This window comes from Reinekea marinisedimentorum (assembly GCF_004341165.1).
In the GTDB taxonomy this organism is placed as follows: domain Bacteria; phylum Pseudomonadota; class Gammaproteobacteria; order Pseudomonadales; family Natronospirillaceae; genus Reinekea; species Reinekea marinisedimentorum.
In genome coordinates, this window is record NZ_SLZR01000012.1 from 91,373 (window position 1) to 107,037 (window position 15,665).

Annotated in this window: 18 protein-coding genes; 13 read left to right on the top strand and 5 right to left on the bottom strand. The window is 51.5% G+C overall.

Going from position 1 to position 15,665, the window contains the following annotated elements; translation table 11 throughout:
* Nucleotides 1–10 precede the first annotated feature (10 nt).
* A complete protein-coding gene (locus BCF53_RS13765; RefSeq protein WP_132702327.1) occupies nt 11–952 on the bottom strand; it encodes a DUF808 domain-containing protein in 942 nt (313 codons plus the stop codon).
* Between the two features lie 16 nt (nt 953–968).
* Nucleotides 969–1,730 (bottom strand): alpha/beta fold hydrolase, encoded by a 762-nt coding sequence (locus BCF53_RS13770; RefSeq protein ID WP_132702329.1) that lies wholly within the window; start codon nt 1,728–1,730, stop codon nt 969–971.
* Nucleotides 1,731–1,877: 147 nt separating this feature from the next.
* Between BCF53_RS13770 and BCF53_RS13775 the strand changes: the two genes are divergently transcribed.
* On the top strand, nt 1,878–2,132 hold the full coding sequence (locus tag BCF53_RS13775; protein WP_132702388.1) for a YkgJ family cysteine cluster protein: 255 nt from the start codon (nt 1,878–1,880) through the stop codon (nt 2,130–2,132).
* Between the two features lie 24 nt (nt 2,133–2,156).
* On the opposite strand, the gene BCF53_RS13780 is transcribed toward BCF53_RS13775, so the two are convergent.
* Both BCF53_RS13780 and ygfZ read right to left on the bottom strand, forming a co-directional pair.
* A complete protein-coding gene (locus BCF53_RS13780) occupies nt 2,157–2,990 on the bottom strand; it encodes an HDOD domain-containing protein (protein ID WP_132702331.1) in 834 nt (277 codons plus the stop codon).
* 35 nt (nt 2,991–3,025) lie between these two features.
* A complete protein-coding gene (ygfZ, locus tag BCF53_RS13785; RefSeq protein WP_132702333.1) occupies nt 3,026–3,853 on the bottom strand; it encodes a CAF17-like 4Fe-4S cluster assembly/insertion protein YgfZ in 828 nt (275 codons plus the stop codon).
* Nucleotides 3,854–3,921: 68 nt separating this feature from the next.
* Here ygfZ and BCF53_RS13790 point away from each other — a divergent pair, with 68 nt between their 5' ends.
* Both BCF53_RS13790 and BCF53_RS13795 read left to right on the top strand, forming a co-directional pair.
* Nucleotides 3,922–4,188, top strand: coding sequence for an FAD assembly factor SdhE (locus BCF53_RS13790; protein ID WP_481404357.1), 267 nt, complete (start codon nt 3,922–3,924; stop codon nt 4,186–4,188).
* Complete coding sequence (locus BCF53_RS13795; protein WP_132702335.1) at nt 4,172–4,612, top strand: protein YgfX; 441 nt, start codon at nt 4,172–4,174, stop codon at nt 4,610–4,612. The genes BCF53_RS13790 and BCF53_RS13795 overlap by 17 nt, the downstream gene beginning before the upstream one ends.
* An 11-nt stretch (nt 4,613–4,623) precedes the next feature.
* Here BCF53_RS13795 and nadB read toward each other — a convergent pair whose 3' ends face one another.
* Nucleotides 4,624–6,231 (bottom strand): L-aspartate oxidase, encoded by a 1,608-nt coding sequence (gene nadB / locus BCF53_RS13800; RefSeq protein WP_132702336.1) that lies wholly within the window; start codon nt 6,229–6,231, stop codon nt 4,624–4,626.
* A gap of 193 nt (nt 6,232–6,424) precedes the next feature.
* On the opposite strand from nadB, the gene rpoE reads away from it, so the two are divergent.
* The 10 genes from rpoE to era all read left to right on the top strand — a co-directional run bounded on the left by rpoE (nt 6,425) and on the right by era (nt 15,662).
* A complete protein-coding gene (gene rpoE, locus BCF53_RS13805; RefSeq protein WP_132702338.1) occupies nt 6,425–7,036 on the top strand; it encodes an RNA polymerase sigma factor RpoE in 612 nt (203 codons plus the stop codon).
* 7 nt (nt 7,037–7,043) lie between these two features.
* Nucleotides 7,044–7,553 (top strand): sigma-E factor negative regulatory protein, encoded by a 510-nt coding sequence (locus BCF53_RS13810; protein ID WP_132702340.1) that lies wholly within the window; start codon nt 7,044–7,046, stop codon nt 7,551–7,553.
* A complete protein-coding gene (locus BCF53_RS13815; RefSeq protein WP_132702342.1) occupies nt 7,550–8,509 on the top strand; it encodes a MucB/RseB C-terminal domain-containing protein in 960 nt (319 codons plus the stop codon). Before BCF53_RS13810 ends, BCF53_RS13815 begins: the two co-directional genes overlap by 4 nt.
* Nucleotides 8,510–8,552: 43 nt before the next feature.
* Nucleotides 8,553–9,032, top strand: coding sequence for a SoxR reducing system RseC family protein (locus BCF53_RS13820; RefSeq protein WP_132702344.1), 480 nt, complete (start codon nt 8,553–8,555; stop codon nt 9,030–9,032).
* A 97-nt stretch (nt 9,033–9,129) separates the two neighbouring features.
* Nucleotides 9,130–10,515, top strand: a complete 1,386-nt coding sequence (locus tag BCF53_RS13825) for a DegQ family serine endoprotease (protein ID WP_132702346.1) — start codon at nt 9,130–9,132, stop codon at nt 10,513–10,515.
* A 171-nt stretch (nt 10,516–10,686) separates the two neighbouring features.
* On the top strand, nt 10,687–12,498 hold the full coding sequence (gene lepA, locus BCF53_RS13830; RefSeq protein WP_132702348.1) for a translation elongation factor 4: 1,812 nt from the start codon (nt 10,687–10,689) through the stop codon (nt 12,496–12,498).
* 75 nt (nt 12,499–12,573) lie between these two features.
* A complete protein-coding gene (gene lepB / locus BCF53_RS13835; protein WP_243645837.1) occupies nt 12,574–13,689 on the top strand; it encodes a signal peptidase I in 1,116 nt (371 codons plus the stop codon).
* A 15-nt stretch (nt 13,690–13,704) separates the two neighbouring features.
* A complete protein-coding gene (locus tag BCF53_RS13840; RefSeq protein WP_132702350.1) occupies nt 13,705–14,070 on the top strand; it encodes a DUF4845 domain-containing protein in 366 nt (121 codons plus the stop codon).
* Between the two features lies 1 nt (nt 14,071).
* Entirely contained in the window at nt 14,072–14,749 is a 678-nt protein-coding gene (rnc, locus tag BCF53_RS13845) for a ribonuclease III (RefSeq protein ID WP_132702352.1), read from the top strand.
* A 4-nt stretch (nt 14,750–14,753) separates the two neighbouring features.
* Nucleotides 14,754–15,662 carry a GTPase Era gene (gene era / locus BCF53_RS13850; RefSeq protein ID WP_132702354.1) on the top strand — a complete coding sequence of 303 codons (909 nt, stop codon included), beginning with the start codon at nt 14,754–14,756 and terminating at the stop codon, nt 15,660–15,662.
* Nucleotides 15,663–15,665 lie beyond the last annotated feature (3 nt).

Here is a 15,665-nt window from a genome sequence, read left to right on the forward strand (position 1 = left end):
GGAGTGCGACTCAGGCGTGTGCTTTATTGCCACGAACCTTTTGAGCAAGCTCAGCAATCAGCACCAGTACACAACCTGCGAACAGACCGAACAGTGCACTGCTCAATGAGCCAATCAGATGCGCCGACCAGCTAATGGCTGCGGAGCCATGAGCCACTATTTCTTCCATCTGTTCAACGGCATGATGCAGGCCGCTGAAGCCGTGAACAAGAATGCCGCCACCCACCATAAACATGGCGATGGTTCCGGCGATAGACAAGAACTTCATCAGCTTGGGCGCGGCGTTGATCAGCGCTAAGCCCGTTTTCTTTTTCAGTGCACTGGCGTTTTCGGCATTGAACAGGTGCAAACCAAGATCATCAATTTTCACCAGCCCACCGACCAGGCCATAAACCCAAAGGGTGATGACAACGGCAATAATCGCAAGCACTGCAATCTGAGAGCCGATTGGGGCTTCGGCAACCGTGCCCAGCGTAATGGCGATGATCTCTGCAGACAGAATGAAATCGGTGCGGATTGCACCTTTGATTTTCTTTTTTTCATAGTCCACAAGGTCAATATTGGGGTTGGCTACTGCTGCCAGTTCCTGCTCGTGCTGATGACCTTCCTGTTCTTTATGAAGAAATTTATGCGCCAGTTTTTCGGCACCTTCAAAACATAAATAAGCGCCACCCAGCATCAGTAGTGGGGTGATTGCCCAGGGGATGAACAGGCTGATCAGAATAGCGGCCGGTACCAGAATGGCTTTGTTCACCAGAGAGCCTTTGGCAACGGCCCAAACGACGGGGATTTCCCGCTCGGCACTGACGCCGGTTACCTGCTGAGCATTGAGTGCTAAATCGTCCCCCAGAACGCCGGCGGTTTTTTTAGCCGCCACTTTCGACATAACCGAGATGTCGTCTAGCAGTGTGGCAATGTCGTCGATGAGGGCAAGTAGGCTGGTGCCGGCCATATCTGGGTTCCGTGGTTTATTGGCTTAAAAAATTAGCGAGAATTTTAATGAAGGCTGTGGGTTTTTCTGCGTGTGGCCAGTGGCCGGCACCTTCAATCACCTTTGCCTGCGCTTTCGGGAACAGTTCCATAATCAGGCTGCGGTCTGCTTCAGTAATGTAATTGCTGTTCATCCCTTTAATGAACAGGGTGGGCTTTTGCCACGGTTGGGTGACTGTTGGTGCACAGGCCACGGCCTGATACTTTTCTTCCAGAGTCTTAAAATTAAACCGCCAGGCCAGTTGGCGGTCTTTTTTATACAGGCTTTTCAGCAGAAACTGGCGGACGCCGGTATCGGTGACCAGGTGTGCGATGGCGTCATCAACCGCTTTTCGGTCTTTCAGCTGAGAAAGGTCGGCTTCGCGCAGGGCTTTGAAAATATCCTGATGGTGCGGTGGGTATTCTTTGGGAGAAATATCAACAATGATCAGCTTTTGCAGCTCGCCATCGTGTGGGTTCAGTGCCAGTTGCATGGCGACCTTGCCGCCCATGGAGTGACCGAGCAGGTGGTACTGCTGAATGCCCTGTTGCTTAATCCAGTCGTTGACGATGCTGGCCAGAGTGCTCAGTTCCGGTTCGTCCAGCCAATCGGAACGGCCGTGGTTGGGCAGGTCTATCAGGTGAACCCGATAGTGCTCACTGAGTGCGCGGCCAACCGAACGCCAGTTGTCACCGGCACCAAACAGGCCGTGAAGAAAAATAATATCGGGGCCGCTGCCCAGGGTTTCGGTGTGTAACATTGTATCTTTAGCTTTCTGAAAGGGTTGCCGGAGTTTATCGGTGAGGCAGATTAAATGCTATTGGGGCGGTATCGTTATTTCTTCTGACTGATTCTATTTTCGCAAGTTATACTGTTGGCCGTTTCTTATCAGAGTATGCCTGCCGATATGCAATGTCGCGATAAATGCGGTGCCTGCTGTATTGCACCTTCCATTAATAAACCTTTTTACGGCATGCCACAGGGCAAGCCCGCCGGCGTTGCCTGTATTCATTTGGATAAGCATATGCGCTGTGTGCTGTTTGGTGACCCCAGGCGGCCAAAGGTGTGTGAACAGTTTACACCGGAGCCCGATTTCTGCGGTGAGAACCGCGAGCAAGCGCTCGCTATTATGCTAGATATGGAAGGCGTTCAGGTTAAGTGAGTGGCAGGTTGATTCAGTCATGACTCAAATACCAACTTTATGGGCCTGAACTTTCTCGGCCAGTTCATCCCACAGTTCGGCATCTCTGTCCATTGGCAACTGAAAGGTCTTGAACATAGGGACCTTCTGCCAATCGATACTGCCCCAGCCGGTCGTCTGGTCTTTGTTTGCTACCAGGTTGGCAATGGTGATCAGCCCGGCACAATCTGGTTCCAGAATTTCGCGGTCGGTTTTACGGTAGAGCTTGGGCACTGCAGCCAGGCCTTCAGAGAACTCCCATTTTTCCAGAATGGCAGTGCCCAGCGGGCCATGGAGGCGATCGATGATTTTACCTAGGGTGATGTTGTCCTGAATCAGGTCGTCGCGTTCTTCGGCATACGTCAGAATAGGCAAAGCGCCGATCCGGTGAATCAGGCCGGCGAGCATGGCTTCATCGGTAGGCATCAGTTTGGTGTGTGCGGCGATCACCGAGGCCCAGCTGGAAATTTGACCGGTCAGCTGCCACAGCGAGCGCATGCGTTTCTCGATCATTTCACTGGTTGCCTGGAACATCTGCTCCATGGCCAGGCCAATGGCCAGGTTGGAGGTGTAGTTGATGCCCAGCCGGCTGACGGCCATGGGCAGGCCTTTTACATCCTGAGCAGCACGCAGCAGCGGGCTGTTCACAACACGGATAATTCGGGCAGAAAGCGCCGCATCGCGGCTGATGACCTGAGTAAGCTGAGCAACCGTTGAGTCTTCCTGTTCTGCTATATCTCTAACCTGTAAGGCAACCTCAGGCAGGCTCGGCAAGGTCAGCTGATCATTTTTCAGTGCCTGAATAATATCGTTTGAAACGGTTTCTACTATCGTGCTCATGTTGCCGAAGGTTTCCTTTGAACGGTTGTTGAAGCTCAGTTTAGCAGCTCTACTGTAACTTGACGGTTTTCATCTGCGAACAGCTTATCAATACTGCTGGTCTTTATCACTGCCAGCGCTACAACCTGATCACCGTCTGCTGCGGATTGTACAACAGTGCCGGCTATTCCCTTATCGTCGTAAAGATTCGCATCTGATTTGTTGGCAGATTGCGGCCAGCTAAGCTTGTATAGCCGCTTTTTACTCTGCCCCTTGAAGTGTAGTCGCGCAATCACTTCCTGGCCGGTATAACAGCCTTTTTTATATGAAATGCCGCCCAGATCGTCCAGGCTGAAGTTCTGGGGAATAAACTCTTCTGCCATGTCCGCGCTTAGCCAGAGAACCCGGTTCAGAACATCCTGTTGCTGCCATTGGTGTGCAGGCTGCAGTTCCAGGCCGTCGATGGGCTCAGCGTATGCGGCAATGCTGCGGCCATCGGGCAGGTCTGCTGTAAACATGGGCTCTGCAGGCGTTGCTGCGGAGGTCTGTTGGTTGCTGCCAATCAGGGTAACGGTGTCACTCAGGTCGGTGATGGTGGTGCCGCGGAAAAACGGAATGTACTTTTTAAGGTGCGCCAGCAGCAGGGCGGCACTGGTTCGGTGGCACAGCAGGTGAACGCATTCATTGCTCTGAGTTGGCCTGACCAGCCAGACATTTGTTACGGTGCGGCCTTTGGCTGTACAGAAGGCGCCGGCAGTTAGCTTTGCTGTTTCCAGCTTGCTGATATCCTGCGTGCACTGGCCCTGCAGAAACTTAACGGCATCTTTACCGCTAACACTGAGCAAGCCCAGGAATTCGAGATTGGTGTAGGTAATTTGGCTCATAGATGTGGCCTGGCTTCATGTTACTGTTAAACTTCGAACCATAATAAGACTGAAATGGATAATTAAAAGTGGATGCTACCGAAAAACAATTAGAAGAGCTGCGTCGTCTTACCTGGCATAGTCACCGTGGCATGCTGGAGCTGGACATTCTGTTGCTGCCATTCACCGAGCAGCAGTTTTTAACGTTGAGTGAGGACGATAAAAAGGCTTACCGCCGGCTGATCGACTGCGAAGATCAGGATCTGTTCAACTGGTTTATGGAGAAATCCACCTCGCCGGATGCTGAAATTCAGCGCATGGTGCAAGCTGTTTTAGCACATGCCCGTCAGGGTTGATGCAACCCTCAAACCTTCCCGCTGGCGCTGGTGGGTGCTATTTATTTTTTGTCTTACCGGCGCTGCAAGTACCTTTATTATCTCGAAAAATATCTGGCTGACCCTGAGCTGGGTTCTGTTGGTTTGGGTGATTTATGCAAGCCGCCGAAGTGAAGAAGATATAAACCGAGTAACCTTTGAGGCCGATTACTTTGCCTTATGGAACCCGCAGGGTGAAAAACAGGAATACCGTTGGCAGGGCGAAGGGCGGCTTTCCAGTCTGTTTATATCGTTTCAGCTGCACAATGAGGCATGTGAAGCTCTGAAGCTGATAATCTGGCGGGATAGCCTAAGCGATGCCAGTTGGCGGGCGTTGAATATGGCGTTTCGGGTGGCTCAGCCTTCACTGCTGAATGAACATTCCGGCAATGAAGGCTCAGGTTAGAGGCCGGCTGATCAGGCCTCCGTTTTCTTCGGTGACAGCACGGTAATTTCTACCCGGTCGCTGGTTTCAGGGTGGCTGCGGGTATAGTGCAGGCCGCGGCTTTCCTTACGCGCCATTGCAGATTCAATCATCAGCTCGGCAACGACCACCAGGTTTCTCAATTCCAGCAGGTCTGCAGTAATCTTGAAGTTTGAGTAGTACTCGGTGATTTCCTGCTTCAATAGCTGGATGCGGCGTTTGGCGCGCTCCAGTCGCTTGTCCGTGCGAACAATACCGACGTAATCCCACATAAAACGGCGCAGTTCATCCCAGTTGTGGGTAATAACGACCTTCTCATCAGAGTCGCTGACGCGGGATTCATCCCACAACGGCAGGGTGTTCGGGTCGAACTGTTCTTCGCTGCTTTGCGAGATGTGTTTGGCCACGGCCTGGGCGTAAACGATGCATTCCAGCAAGGAGTTAGACGCCAGTCGGTTTGCGCCATGCAGGCCGGTATAGGTGCATTCGCCGGCGGCATAGAGGCCTTTCACATCGGTAGCGCCGTTGTTGTCGATACGCAGGCCGCCGCAGGTGTAGTGTGCTGCCGGTACAATTGGAATAGGCTCTTTGGTCATATCGTAGCCATATTCCAGGCAGCGCTTATAGATGGTCGGGAAGTGACTCTTAATAAACTCCGGTGATTTGTGGGAGATATCCAGATACAGGTTATCGGCACCCAAGCGCTTCATTTCATGGTCAATGGCACGGGCGACAATATCACGCGGGGCAAGCTCGGCGCGTTCATCAAACTTAGGCATGAAGCGCTCGCCGTTTGGCAGCTTCAGCAGGCCGCCTTCACCGCGTACGGCTTCAGAGATCAAAAATGACTTGGCCTTCGGGTGGAACAGGCAGGTTGGGTGGAACTGGTTGAATTCCATATTGACGACCTGACAGCCGGCACGCCAGGCCATGGCGACACCATCTCCGGTTGCACCGTCCGGGTTGGAGGTGAACAGGTAGGCCTTACTGGCACCGCCGGTTGCCAGCATGGTGAACCGGCTGCCGATGGTGACGGTTTCTTCGGTTTTGCTGTTTAGGGTGTAAGCGCCGACACAGCGGTTTTCCTGCGTTGTGTCACCCAGTTTTTCGGTGGTGATCAGGTCGATCGCGATGTGGTTTTCAAGCAGCTGAATGTTCGGTGCCTGGCGGACTTTTTTGATCAGGGTGTCTGAAATAGCAAGCCCGGTGGCATCGGCGGCGTGTATGATGCGGCGCTGACTATGGCCACCTTCACGGGTTAAATGGAGCTTTACATCGGAACCATCGACGTGGGTAAAGGGCACGCCCTGATTAATCAGCCAATGCAGTGCGTCGGTTGAACGTTCAATGGTGTAGCGCACAGCGGCCGGATCACACAAGCCTGCACCGGCGGTGAGCGTATCCTGAACATGCTGATCAACCGAATCAACCTCGTCGAGAACCCCGGCAATACCGCCCTGCGCCCACGATGTAGAGCCGCCGCCGATCTCGCCTTTGCAGAGAATCAGCACGTTAGTGGTATTCGGCAGGCTCAATGCAGCGGTTAAGCCGGCAGCTCCTGTTCCTATTATGAGGACATCTGTTGATAGGCGAACGGACATAGTAGATCCTTGCAGTCGTAATTTTTAGATTTCTGGTCAGTGACTTTATCACTCAAAGCCCAACATTCAAGGTTGATAATATTTGAAAGAAACCGGAACTTTTTTAGCCGAATACTATCTGAACAAATAACTGTAATAGCGTTAGCACCCAATTTAACGGTAGAGCTGAACCGATCTTATCAGGAGAGCCGGAATGGAACAGACCGCCAACGCAGATTTAATGTTGGTTCAACGAGCTCAGAATGGAGACTCAAGAGCCTTTGATCTGCTGGTTTTAAAGTATCAACACAAGGTGGCGTCAGTGATCGCCAAGTATGTGAGTGAGCAGGATATTATTGAAGACCTGGTTCAGGATTCTTTCATTAAAGCCTACCGGGCCATTGGTGGCTTCCGCGGAGAAGCGGGCTTCTTTACCTGGATGTACCGCATTGCGACGAATACCGCGAAAAACCATTTGGAATCGATGGGGCGCAAGCCAAGCTACCGCGGCAGAGATATCGATGAGGTTGTTAAGGTGGAAACACCTGAGCGCCTGCGGGATTACGATACCCCGGACAACCTGCTGGCGAAATCCCAGCTTGATATGCGTTTGCAGGAAACCATAGCCGGTCTGCCTGAAGATTTACGGGTAGCGATTACGCTGCGGGAGTTTGAAGACCGCAGCTATCAGGAAATCTCCGATATTATGGATACGCCTATCGGCACGGTGCGATCGCGCATCTTCCGAGCCCGCGAGGTGATTGAAAGCGAATTGAAACAGTTGATGTCCGGTGCGAATCGCACTGAAGCGTCACATGTGGTTTGAGGTAGTTATGAATAAAAAAGCGAATGAATCTTTTTCTGCATTTTTAGATGGTGAAGCCAGTGAGCTGGATGTTCAGCGCATGCTTAAAGAGCTGGATAACAACCCTGAAGCCTTTGGCCAGTGGCACAGTCTTTCCAAGGTTAAGGCCGTTACCCAGGGTGATGTATTGGTGGATGCTGCGCCAAAGATGGCCTCGGTTGAGCAACCGGAAGAGGTTAAAGCGCCTGTTGTTAAAAGCTGGCGCGCCCGCATCATACAGGGCTCAATAGCCGCGGGTGTTGCGCTGGTGGTGGTAGGTTCTTTCAACCTGATGCAGCAGGAACAGGCACCGGAAATTCCGGTGGTTCAGGTGGATGTGCCGGTACAGACCAATCAAACACTGCTGGCTGAGCAACAGTTGGAAGCGCAGGAGCGTCTGGAGTTCTATTTACGTGAGCATGCCGAGCAGGCTTCATTTACTTCCGGTCATGTGGTTGTGCCCGCTGAGTTCAACTGGCAGGAGGTTGCAGGCGAATGATGTTGCTCAGACTGGTGCTGGTCGTCATAGCTGTGACGGGAGCATCGTTACCGGCCAGTGCGATGGAATGGCATTGGCTGGAGCAGATGAGGGTTGCGGTTCAGCAAACCGATTACCGCGGTGAGTTTGTACATCGCCGGGGCGACACCATCAGTGCCTACAGTATTGTGCACCGCTATGATCAGGGTAAATCGCTGGAGCTGCTGCAACAGCTCGATGGCGACATGATTGAGGTATTCCGCGAAGGCGAAGAGCTGGTGTGTTTCTACCCTGAAGGCAGTTCATCATCGATGAACCATCCAATTCCGGCGGCTCCGTTTTCTCAGGTGTACGAGCTGGATCTGGATCGTATCAGTGACAGCTACATGGCAACCACCGTTGGTGAAGAGCGTGTGGCCGGCTATATCGCCAGGGTAGTTTTGCTTTCAGCCGATCAGTGGCGCTACTCACAAAAGCTGTGGCTGGAAAAAGACACCGGCCTGTTGTTGCAGTCTGAAATGCTGGATACCGATGGTAAGGTGCTTGAACAGTTCCGCTTTACCCGGCTGGAGATAAACGCTGAAATAGCCGAGTCTGAGCTGCAGCCCAAACTTGAAGGCAGCGCGCAGCGCCAGCAGTCTACCTTCCGGATGAAAATGAATCAGCCGGATGACGAAAGCTTTAATTCGCAGTTAACCTGGCTGCCAGAAGGCTTTCAGCTGACCCATGCCTTTGCCGGTATGCAGGCCGATAAGTGGACTGAGCGACGCAGCTATTCCGACGGACTGACCAGCTTTACGGTGTTCGTGGAAAAGGGCATGGCGATGAAGAATAAAACCTCGTTAGCTAAGATGGGCGCCACCAATGCGCTCATGGCGGAACAATCGGGTTATGCGATTACCGTTGTCGGAGAGATACCGACCGTAACCGCCAAAAAGCTGGCCACTCAAATTGAGGTTACAGCCTGGGCTATGTAATTCGCTAGAATAGCGGTTATTTTTACAGTGAAATCAGCAGATTATGGTTAAAGAGCAAGGCACAGTTGTCGCCGTAGAACAGGAAGAACTGATCGTAGAGGTTGTTCGTACTTCCGCCTGTAAGAGTTGTCAGGCGCGGCAGGGCTGTGGTCAGGCTGTGTTGTCTGAATGGGGTGATTCCTCCAAGCAACAGGCTAAGAATCACTTCCGTGTTCCGGCCGGCGATTACAAGGCCAGCGTCGGTGACAGGGTTGAGCTGGCTATGGCACCGGATACCGTATCAAAGGTTGCGGCATTGGTTTACCTGCTGCCGCTGGCCGGTGGCTTTGCCGGGCTGTTTATCGGCCAGTGGCTATTGGAAAGTGAGCTGTTGCAACTGCTGCTTTTTGCTGCTGGCGTATTGCTCAGCTATGGCCTTCTGAGCCGTTTGAAACTTGAAAAAAAGTCACATCTCATACCGCAAATTATACATTTGTATCCCGCCGGTAAAGGCTCGGATGTTATCGAGTCAATATCTCTCTGAAGGGTGTAAAACAGGCGTAAACGGGCAGTTTTAGCGGAAATTGCACCGTACGCTTAGGTCCTATCAAGTACCCGAAGAAGTATTGGAGAACAAATAAATGAGAAAGTATCTGGCCATTATCTGGACGATGAGCATGACGCTCGTGGTCAGTTCGGTAGCAACGGCAGCCAACTTAGCACTGCCTGATTTTACCGAACTGGTCGAAGAGAACTCCGGTTCTGTCGTTAAGATTGTTACCGAATCTCAGGTTGAGCCGGTAAATCAGGCAGACGTGGAGCAGCTTCCGGAGCTATTCCGGTATTTTTTTGGTGATCAGCTACCAGAAGACTTTGATTATCAGGCACCACAACCCAGCGAAGGCTTGGGCTCCGGCTTTATTATTTCCGAAGATGGTTACATTCTGACCAATAATCATGTGGTTAGCGGGGCGGACAAGGTGTCTGTGCGCATGACCAATGGCGATATTTTTGATGCCGAGGTGGTTGGTACCGACCCGGGAACTGACATCGCCGTGTTGAAGATTGAAGGCAAAAATTTGCCTGTGGTCGAATTCGGTGACAGCGATGAACTGAAGGTGGGTGAATGGGTATTGGCCATCGGCTCGCCGTTTAACTTTGAATACAGTGTTACTGCCGGCATTGTCAGTGCGAAGGGCCGTGCACTGGGTGGTGCTGACCGTTACGTGCCTTTTATTCAAACCGATGTTGCTATCAATCCGGGTAATTCCGGTGGCCCGTTGTTCAACCTCGACGGTAAGGTCGTGGGTATTAACTCACAGATCTATACTCGCTCAGGTGGCTTTATGGGCGTGTCATTCGCTATCCCGATTAACATTGCCATGAAGGTGGCCAAGCAGCTGCAGGAAACCGGTGAGGTTCAGCGTGGCTGGCTGGGTGTAGAGATGTACCCTCCATTCAATGAAGATCTGGAGCTTGCGCGCTCTATGGGCCTTGAACGTGCCGATGGTGCTCTGATTGCCCGTGTATTCCCTAATAGTCCTGCTGAGGCCGCTGGCCTGAAGGCAGACGATGTATTGATCGAGATTGATGGTCACAAGGTACGCCGTTATGCCGACGTGCCACCATTGATTGGTGCTTTCAGCCCGGGCGATAAGGTTGACCTGACTGTTATCCGTGGCGGTGACAAGAAAGAGTTCCGGGTGGTGATTGGTTCGCTCAGTAATGCCCAGCTGGCGCAGGCAGAGCAGGGCGCGCTGCCAGACCATACGGCTGATAACCCTCTGAATATCATCGTTTCCGATGTGTCAGGCGTGAACGGTGTTCGTGTTGAGGAAGTTCAGCCCGGTCCGGCCCAGCGAGCGGGTATGCGTAAGGGCGATATCATCACCATGATGCGCAACGAGTTTGTTGAATCGAAGGGTGATTTTGACCGTATCGTCTCTAACCTGCCGAAGAACGGTGCGGTTGCCGTGCGGATACTGCGTGGCAACAATATTGTTTACCTGGCCATTCCGACCCACTAAGCCGGAATCGGTAGGTAAACATGAAAAGGAGCCTGAGCGGCTCCTTTTTTATTGATTAATTAATAACTTAGCTTCGCCATTGGCACCGGGCATGTTCAGCAATAGTCCGGCAATAGGATAGAGTTAGCGGGCGTTTTGGTTTAAACTCGCGTCCCCTTTTTTTAGCAAGTGATGACGTACGTGAGCAGCGATTTATCTCATATCCGCAATTTCTCAATTATTGCCCATATTGACCATGGCAAGTCCACGCTGGCAGACCGCTTTATTCAGTATTGTGGTGGCCTCACCGAGCGTGAAATGGCTGAGCAGGTGCTCGATTCTATGGACATTGAGCGCGAACGCGGCATCACCATTAAAGCCCAGAGCGTAACACTTAATTACACAGCTGATGATGGAAAAGTTTACCAGCTGAACTTTATTGATACCCCCGGGCACGTTGACTTCTCTTATGAAGTCTCCCGCTCTCTGTCTGCCTGTGAAGGCGCATTGCTGGTAGTCGACGCGGCACAGGGTGTGGAAGCGCAATCGGTCGCCAACTGCTATACCGCCATCGAGCAGGGGCTGGAAGTTGTCCCTATCCTCAACAAGATGGACCTGCCACAGGCCGAGCCGGAGCGGGTCGCCTCAGAGATTGAAGAGATTATCGGTATTGAAGCGCACGATGCTGTGCGTGCCTCTGCCAAGAGCGGTATTGGCATTAAAGAAACCCTCGAAGAGATCGTAAAGATGGTACCCGCGCCGGAAGGCGACATTAACGGGAATCTGCAGGCACTGATTATTGACTCCTGGTTCGATAACTACCTGGGTATTGTCTCGCTGGTGCGTTTGAAGCATGGCACGCTGAAGAAGGGCGATAAAATTACGGTACTCAGTACCGGCCGTTCTCACGTTGTCGACCGCGTGGGTATTTTTACCCCGAAGATGACCGATACCGGCATCTTAAAAGCCGGTGAAGTGGGCTTTTTGTGCGCCTCGATCAAAGAAATTACCGGTGCGCCGGTGGGCGATACCATTACCCTGTCCAGCACACCGGAAGTTAAACAGTTGCCCGGCTTCCAGAAGGTTAAACCACAGGTTTATGCCGGTTTGTTCCCGGTCAGCTCGGACGATTACGAAGCCTTCCGTGAAGCGCTGGAGAAGCTGTCGCTGAACGACGCCTCGCTGTTCTTCGAACCGGAAAGCTCGGATGCACTGGGCTTTGGTTTCCGTTGTGGCTTCCTGGGTATGCTGCACATGGAAATTATTCAGGAACGTCTGGAACGTGAATACGACCTAGATCTGATTACGACCGCACCAACCGTGGTTTATGAAATTCTGAAGACAGATGGTCAGGTGGTCTATGTAGACAACCCATCCAAGCTGCCGGCCGTAAACAATATTGAAGAATTCCGCGAACCGATTGTGCAGGCCAATATTCTGGTGCCACAGGAATACGTCGGTAACGTGATTACCCTCTGTATTGAAAAACGGGGCATTCAGAAAGACATGCAGTATGTCGGTGGCCAGGTTTCCCTGCGTTACGACCTGCCCATGGCGGAAGTGGTACTCGATTTCTTCGATCGCCTGAAGTCGGTCAGCCGCGGTTTTGCCTCGCTGGATTTCGCCTTCGACCATTTTGAAGCCGCCAGACTGACCCGTCTGGACATTCTGGTGAATGGTGAGCGGGTGGATGCACTGGCAGTGATCATGCATTCCGACCTGATTCAGCGCCGTGGCCGAAGCCTGTGTGAGAAGATGAAAGAGTTGATTCCGCGCCAAATGTTCGATGTCGCCATTCAGGCCGCTCAGGGAAATAATGTGGTCGCGCGCACAACCGTGAAGGCGTTACGTAAAAACGTGACTGCAAAATGTTATGGTGGTGACGTTTCTCGTAAGAAAAAGCTGCTGCAGAAGCAAAAAGAGGGTAAGAAGCGTATGAAGCAGGTCGGTTCTGTTTCTATTCCGCAGGAAGCCTTCCTGGCAGTGCTTAAGGTCGATAATTAATATTTGCTGGGTTCAGCAAGTTCCTGAAGTCATATGGTGAAAGCTTGCATGAATGCTTGCGCTTAGGGAGAAAAAATGAGTTTGTATGGGCTGTCCGCAATTGTTTTGACGTTAGCGGCCGTGTTATCAGTGATGGTCTTTGTCAGCTACCGTAAGCGATTGGCGGAAGTGGAAGCCGCCTCTGAAGCCGGTACCGATCTAACACTTGAGCAAATAGAGCAAGTATTCTCGTCAACGATGGTTGAGCGGACGGTGGGTTATGTGCTGATTGCTGCCATTGCCTACCTGATATTTCAAACCATTCAACAGGGTTTTGATTTTGCCCTGTTGATGATTGGTGCCACGCTCTACACTGGCTTGATCTTTCTGGCCGACAGGCTGATTACCCGCAAGCAGCGTGAAAAACTGCTTAAAAAAGCTGGCCGGGATCTGCCGAACTTTGAAGAGCAGACCGATAAAGCCGCTTTAGAGCCGGGCCTTATTGAGAACAGCCGGGCCTTCTTCCCGATTCTGGTTTTTGTCTTCCTGTTGCGCAGCTTTCTGGTTGAGCCGTTTCAGATTCCATCCGGTTCCATGAAGCCAACCCTTGAGATTCACGATTTTATTCTGGTTAACCGCTTTGCCTATGGCGTGCGCATGCCTATTACCAACAAGGTAATCGTGCCGGTTGCCGACCCTGTGCAGGGTGATGTCATCGTCTTTAAGCCGCCGCACGATCCGGATAAAAACTTTATTAAGCGCGTTATCGCGGTACCGGGTGATCTGGTTCAGTATGATTACGCCCGTAAAATCCTGCGTGTAAACGGTGAGGTGGTTAATAAGGCATTTATTGAGAAAACCTCGGATGATGTGGCCAGCTATAACCTGTACAACGAAATTCTGCCTGAGCGGGAGCACCTGATATACACCAATCAGGGCCGTGCTTTACGCAGCCCGTATGAATGGCTGCCGGTTTCCGGTGTGGTTGTACCGGAAGGTAAGTACTTTGTGATGGGTGATAACCGCGATAACAGTCAGGATGCGCGTTATTGGGAAGGTATTCGACGGGTTGTAGAGAATGACCCGAACAATACCGGCAACAATGCCTGGGGCTTTGTTGACGAGAACGCCATTCTGGGTAAAGCTTTTGTTGTCTGGATGCACTGGGAAGGTTTTTACCCGACCTTCGGCCGCGCCGGATCAATTCAATAGAGGAAACTGACAGCTATGCGAAGCTTAAAACGTCAACAAGGTATATCACTGATTGGTATCGGGCTGTTTGCTTTTCTGGTGATTTTCTTTGGCATTCTTATTGTAAAAATGTCAGGTACTTATTTTGACCATATCTCTTTGAATAAGATGATCGAAAACGGTGTTGCAGAGCAATCGGCAAACCGCTTTGAGTTCGAGGATTTTCAGGATCGCCTGCGAAGGAATATGGACATCAACAACATTAATTTCGACATCAAGAAAGCGCTGACTTACGACAAACGTTCCAAACCGGCCAAGCTGGTGCTGGATTATGAAGAGCGCGTGCATCTGTTTCTGAACGTCGATGTCGTGATGTCTTTTAACGAAGAATACGAGTTATAAATTGAAGTCTGACTATTTCCGCTTAACCAAGTCTATCGGTTACACCTTTCAGAACGTCGAACTGCTGGAGCAGGCGTTATCCCACCGTAGCTATTCCCGTAAAAATAATGAGCGCCTGGAGTTTCTCGGTGATGCTATTTTAAGCGTCACCATTGCTCAGGCCCTTTACGATCAGTTCCCGAAGGCCAAAGAAGGGCAGATGTCGCGTTTGCGTGCCCATCTGGTTAAAGGTGAAACGCTGGCGGAGCTGGGGCGCGAGTTTAATCTGGGTGATTTTATCAAGCTGGGCAGCGGTGAACTGAAGAGCGGTGGTTACCGGCGGGACAGCATTTTGGCAGACGCCGTTGAAGCCATTATTGGGGCTGTGAATCTCGATTCAGACCTGGCAACAGCGCAGCAAACGATTCTCAGCTGGTATCAGGAGCGCCTGGCCGGTTTGGATTTAAAAGACAACATAAAGGATTCAAAAACCCGCCTGCAGGAGTACCTTCAGGCGCGCCGATTATCGCTGCCGGATTATCAGGTGGTAAAAATTGAAGGTGAAGCGCATCGGCAGGAGTTCACAGTGCATTGTCAGACCGATTCGATAGAGGATGTTGTCGTTGGTGTTGGCAGTAGTCGCCGGATGGCTGAACAGGAAGCCGCATCCGTCATGTTAAAAAAATTAGGTGAAGAGTAACGTTATGACGGATCAATTTAAACTGGATACAAAATGTGGCTTTGTAGCCATCGTCGGCCGCCCGAATGTGGGTAAATCGACGCTGATGAATCATTTGCTCGGTCAGAAGATATCCATTACATCGCGCAAGCCGCAAACCACCCGGCATCAGATTCTCGGTATCTGGACGGAAGATAAAACCCAGATGGTTTTTGTTGATACCCCGGGGATGCATCGCGGTCAGGAAAAAGCCATTAACCGTGTTATGAACAAAGCGGCCGATACTGCACTTTCTGACATTGACGCAGTGTTGATGGTTGTCGACCGGACGGTCTGGACCGAAGAAGATCAGTGGGTGCTGGATAAACTGCAGCGCATTAAGGCGCCGGTGTTTCTGATCATCAACAAGGTTGATCAGCTGGATAACAAGCAAACCCTGCTGCCGCATATTGAAGCACTGAGCAAGAAGTTCAACTTTGCCAGTGTTGTTCCAGTGTCAGCCTTGCATGGCCACAATCTGGATTCTCTGACTGACGAGCTGGTTAATACCATGCCGGCGGGGCTGTTTCACTTCCCTGAAGATCAGGTCACCGATCGCAGCCAGCGTTTTATGGCGGCTGAGATTATCCGTGAAAAAATCATGCGTCAGCTGGGTGAGGAACTGCCTTACTCAACAGCTGTTGAGATTGAGCAGTTTGCCTTTGAAGACCGTATTCTGCACATCCATGGCCTGATCTTAGTCGAACGAAACGGCCAAAAACGTATTGTTATCGGCGAGAAGGGTGCACGCATCAAGAAGGTTGGTCAGGAAGCGCGGCAGGATATGGAGTCGCTTTTTGAGGCTAAGGTCATGCTTAACCTCTGGGTTAAAGTGAAAGGTGGCTGGGCTGATGACGAGCGTGCGCTGAAAAGCCTTGGCTATTACGATGACTAACCC

Excerpts from the sequence above, each read along its gene's own strand:
- BCF53_RS13810 (WP_132702340.1), top strand. The coding sequence starts at position 7,044 with ATGAATAAAAAAGCGAATGAATCTTTTTCTGCATTTTTAGATGGTGAA.
- ygfZ (WP_132702333.1), bottom strand. The coding sequence starts at position 3,853 with ATGAGCCAAATTACCTACACCAATCTCGAATTCCTGGGCTTGCTCAGT.
- BCF53_RS13795 (WP_132702335.1), top strand. The coding sequence starts at position 4,172 with ATGCCCGTCAGGGTTGATGCAACCCTCAAACCTTCCCGCTGGCGCTGG.
- BCF53_RS13770 (WP_132702329.1), bottom strand. The coding sequence starts at position 1,730 with ATGTTACACACCGAAACCCTGGGCAGCGGCCCCGATATTATTTTTCTT.
- lepA (WP_132702348.1), top strand. The coding sequence starts at position 10,687 with ATGACGTACGTGAGCAGCGATTTATCTCATATCCGCAATTTCTCAATT.
- BCF53_RS13840 (WP_132702350.1), top strand. The coding sequence starts at position 13,705 with ATGCGAAGCTTAAAACGTCAACAAGGTATATCACTGATTGGTATCGGG.
- lepB (WP_243645837.1), top strand. The coding sequence starts at position 12,574 with ATGAGTTTGTATGGGCTGTCCGCAATTGTTTTGACGTTAGCGGCCGTG.
- BCF53_RS13775 (WP_132702388.1), top strand. The coding sequence starts at position 1,878 with ATGCAATGTCGCGATAAATGCGGTGCCTGCTGTATTGCACCTTCCATT.
- era (WP_132702354.1), top strand. The coding sequence starts at position 14,754 with ATGACGGATCAATTTAAACTGGATACAAAATGTGGCTTTGTAGCCATC.
- rpoE (WP_132702338.1), top strand. The coding sequence starts at position 6,425 with ATGGAACAGACCGCCAACGCAGATTTAATGTTGGTTCAACGAGCTCAG.
- BCF53_RS13815 (WP_132702342.1), top strand. The coding sequence starts at position 7,550 with ATGATGTTGCTCAGACTGGTGCTGGTCGTCATAGCTGTGACGGGAGCA.
- BCF53_RS13820 (WP_132702344.1), top strand. The coding sequence starts at position 8,553 with ATGGTTAAAGAGCAAGGCACAGTTGTCGCCGTAGAACAGGAAGAACTG.
- nadB (WP_132702336.1), bottom strand. The coding sequence starts at position 6,231 with ATGTCCGTTCGCCTATCAACAGATGTCCTCATAATAGGAACAGGAGCT.
- BCF53_RS13765 (WP_132702327.1), bottom strand. The coding sequence starts at position 952 with ATGGCCGGCACCAGCCTACTTGCCCTCATCGACGACATTGCCACACTG.
- BCF53_RS13780 (WP_132702331.1), bottom strand. The coding sequence starts at position 2,990 with ATGAGCACGATAGTAGAAACCGTTTCAAACGATATTATTCAGGCACTG.
- BCF53_RS13825 (WP_132702346.1), top strand. The coding sequence starts at position 9,130 with ATGAGAAAGTATCTGGCCATTATCTGGACGATGAGCATGACGCTCGTG.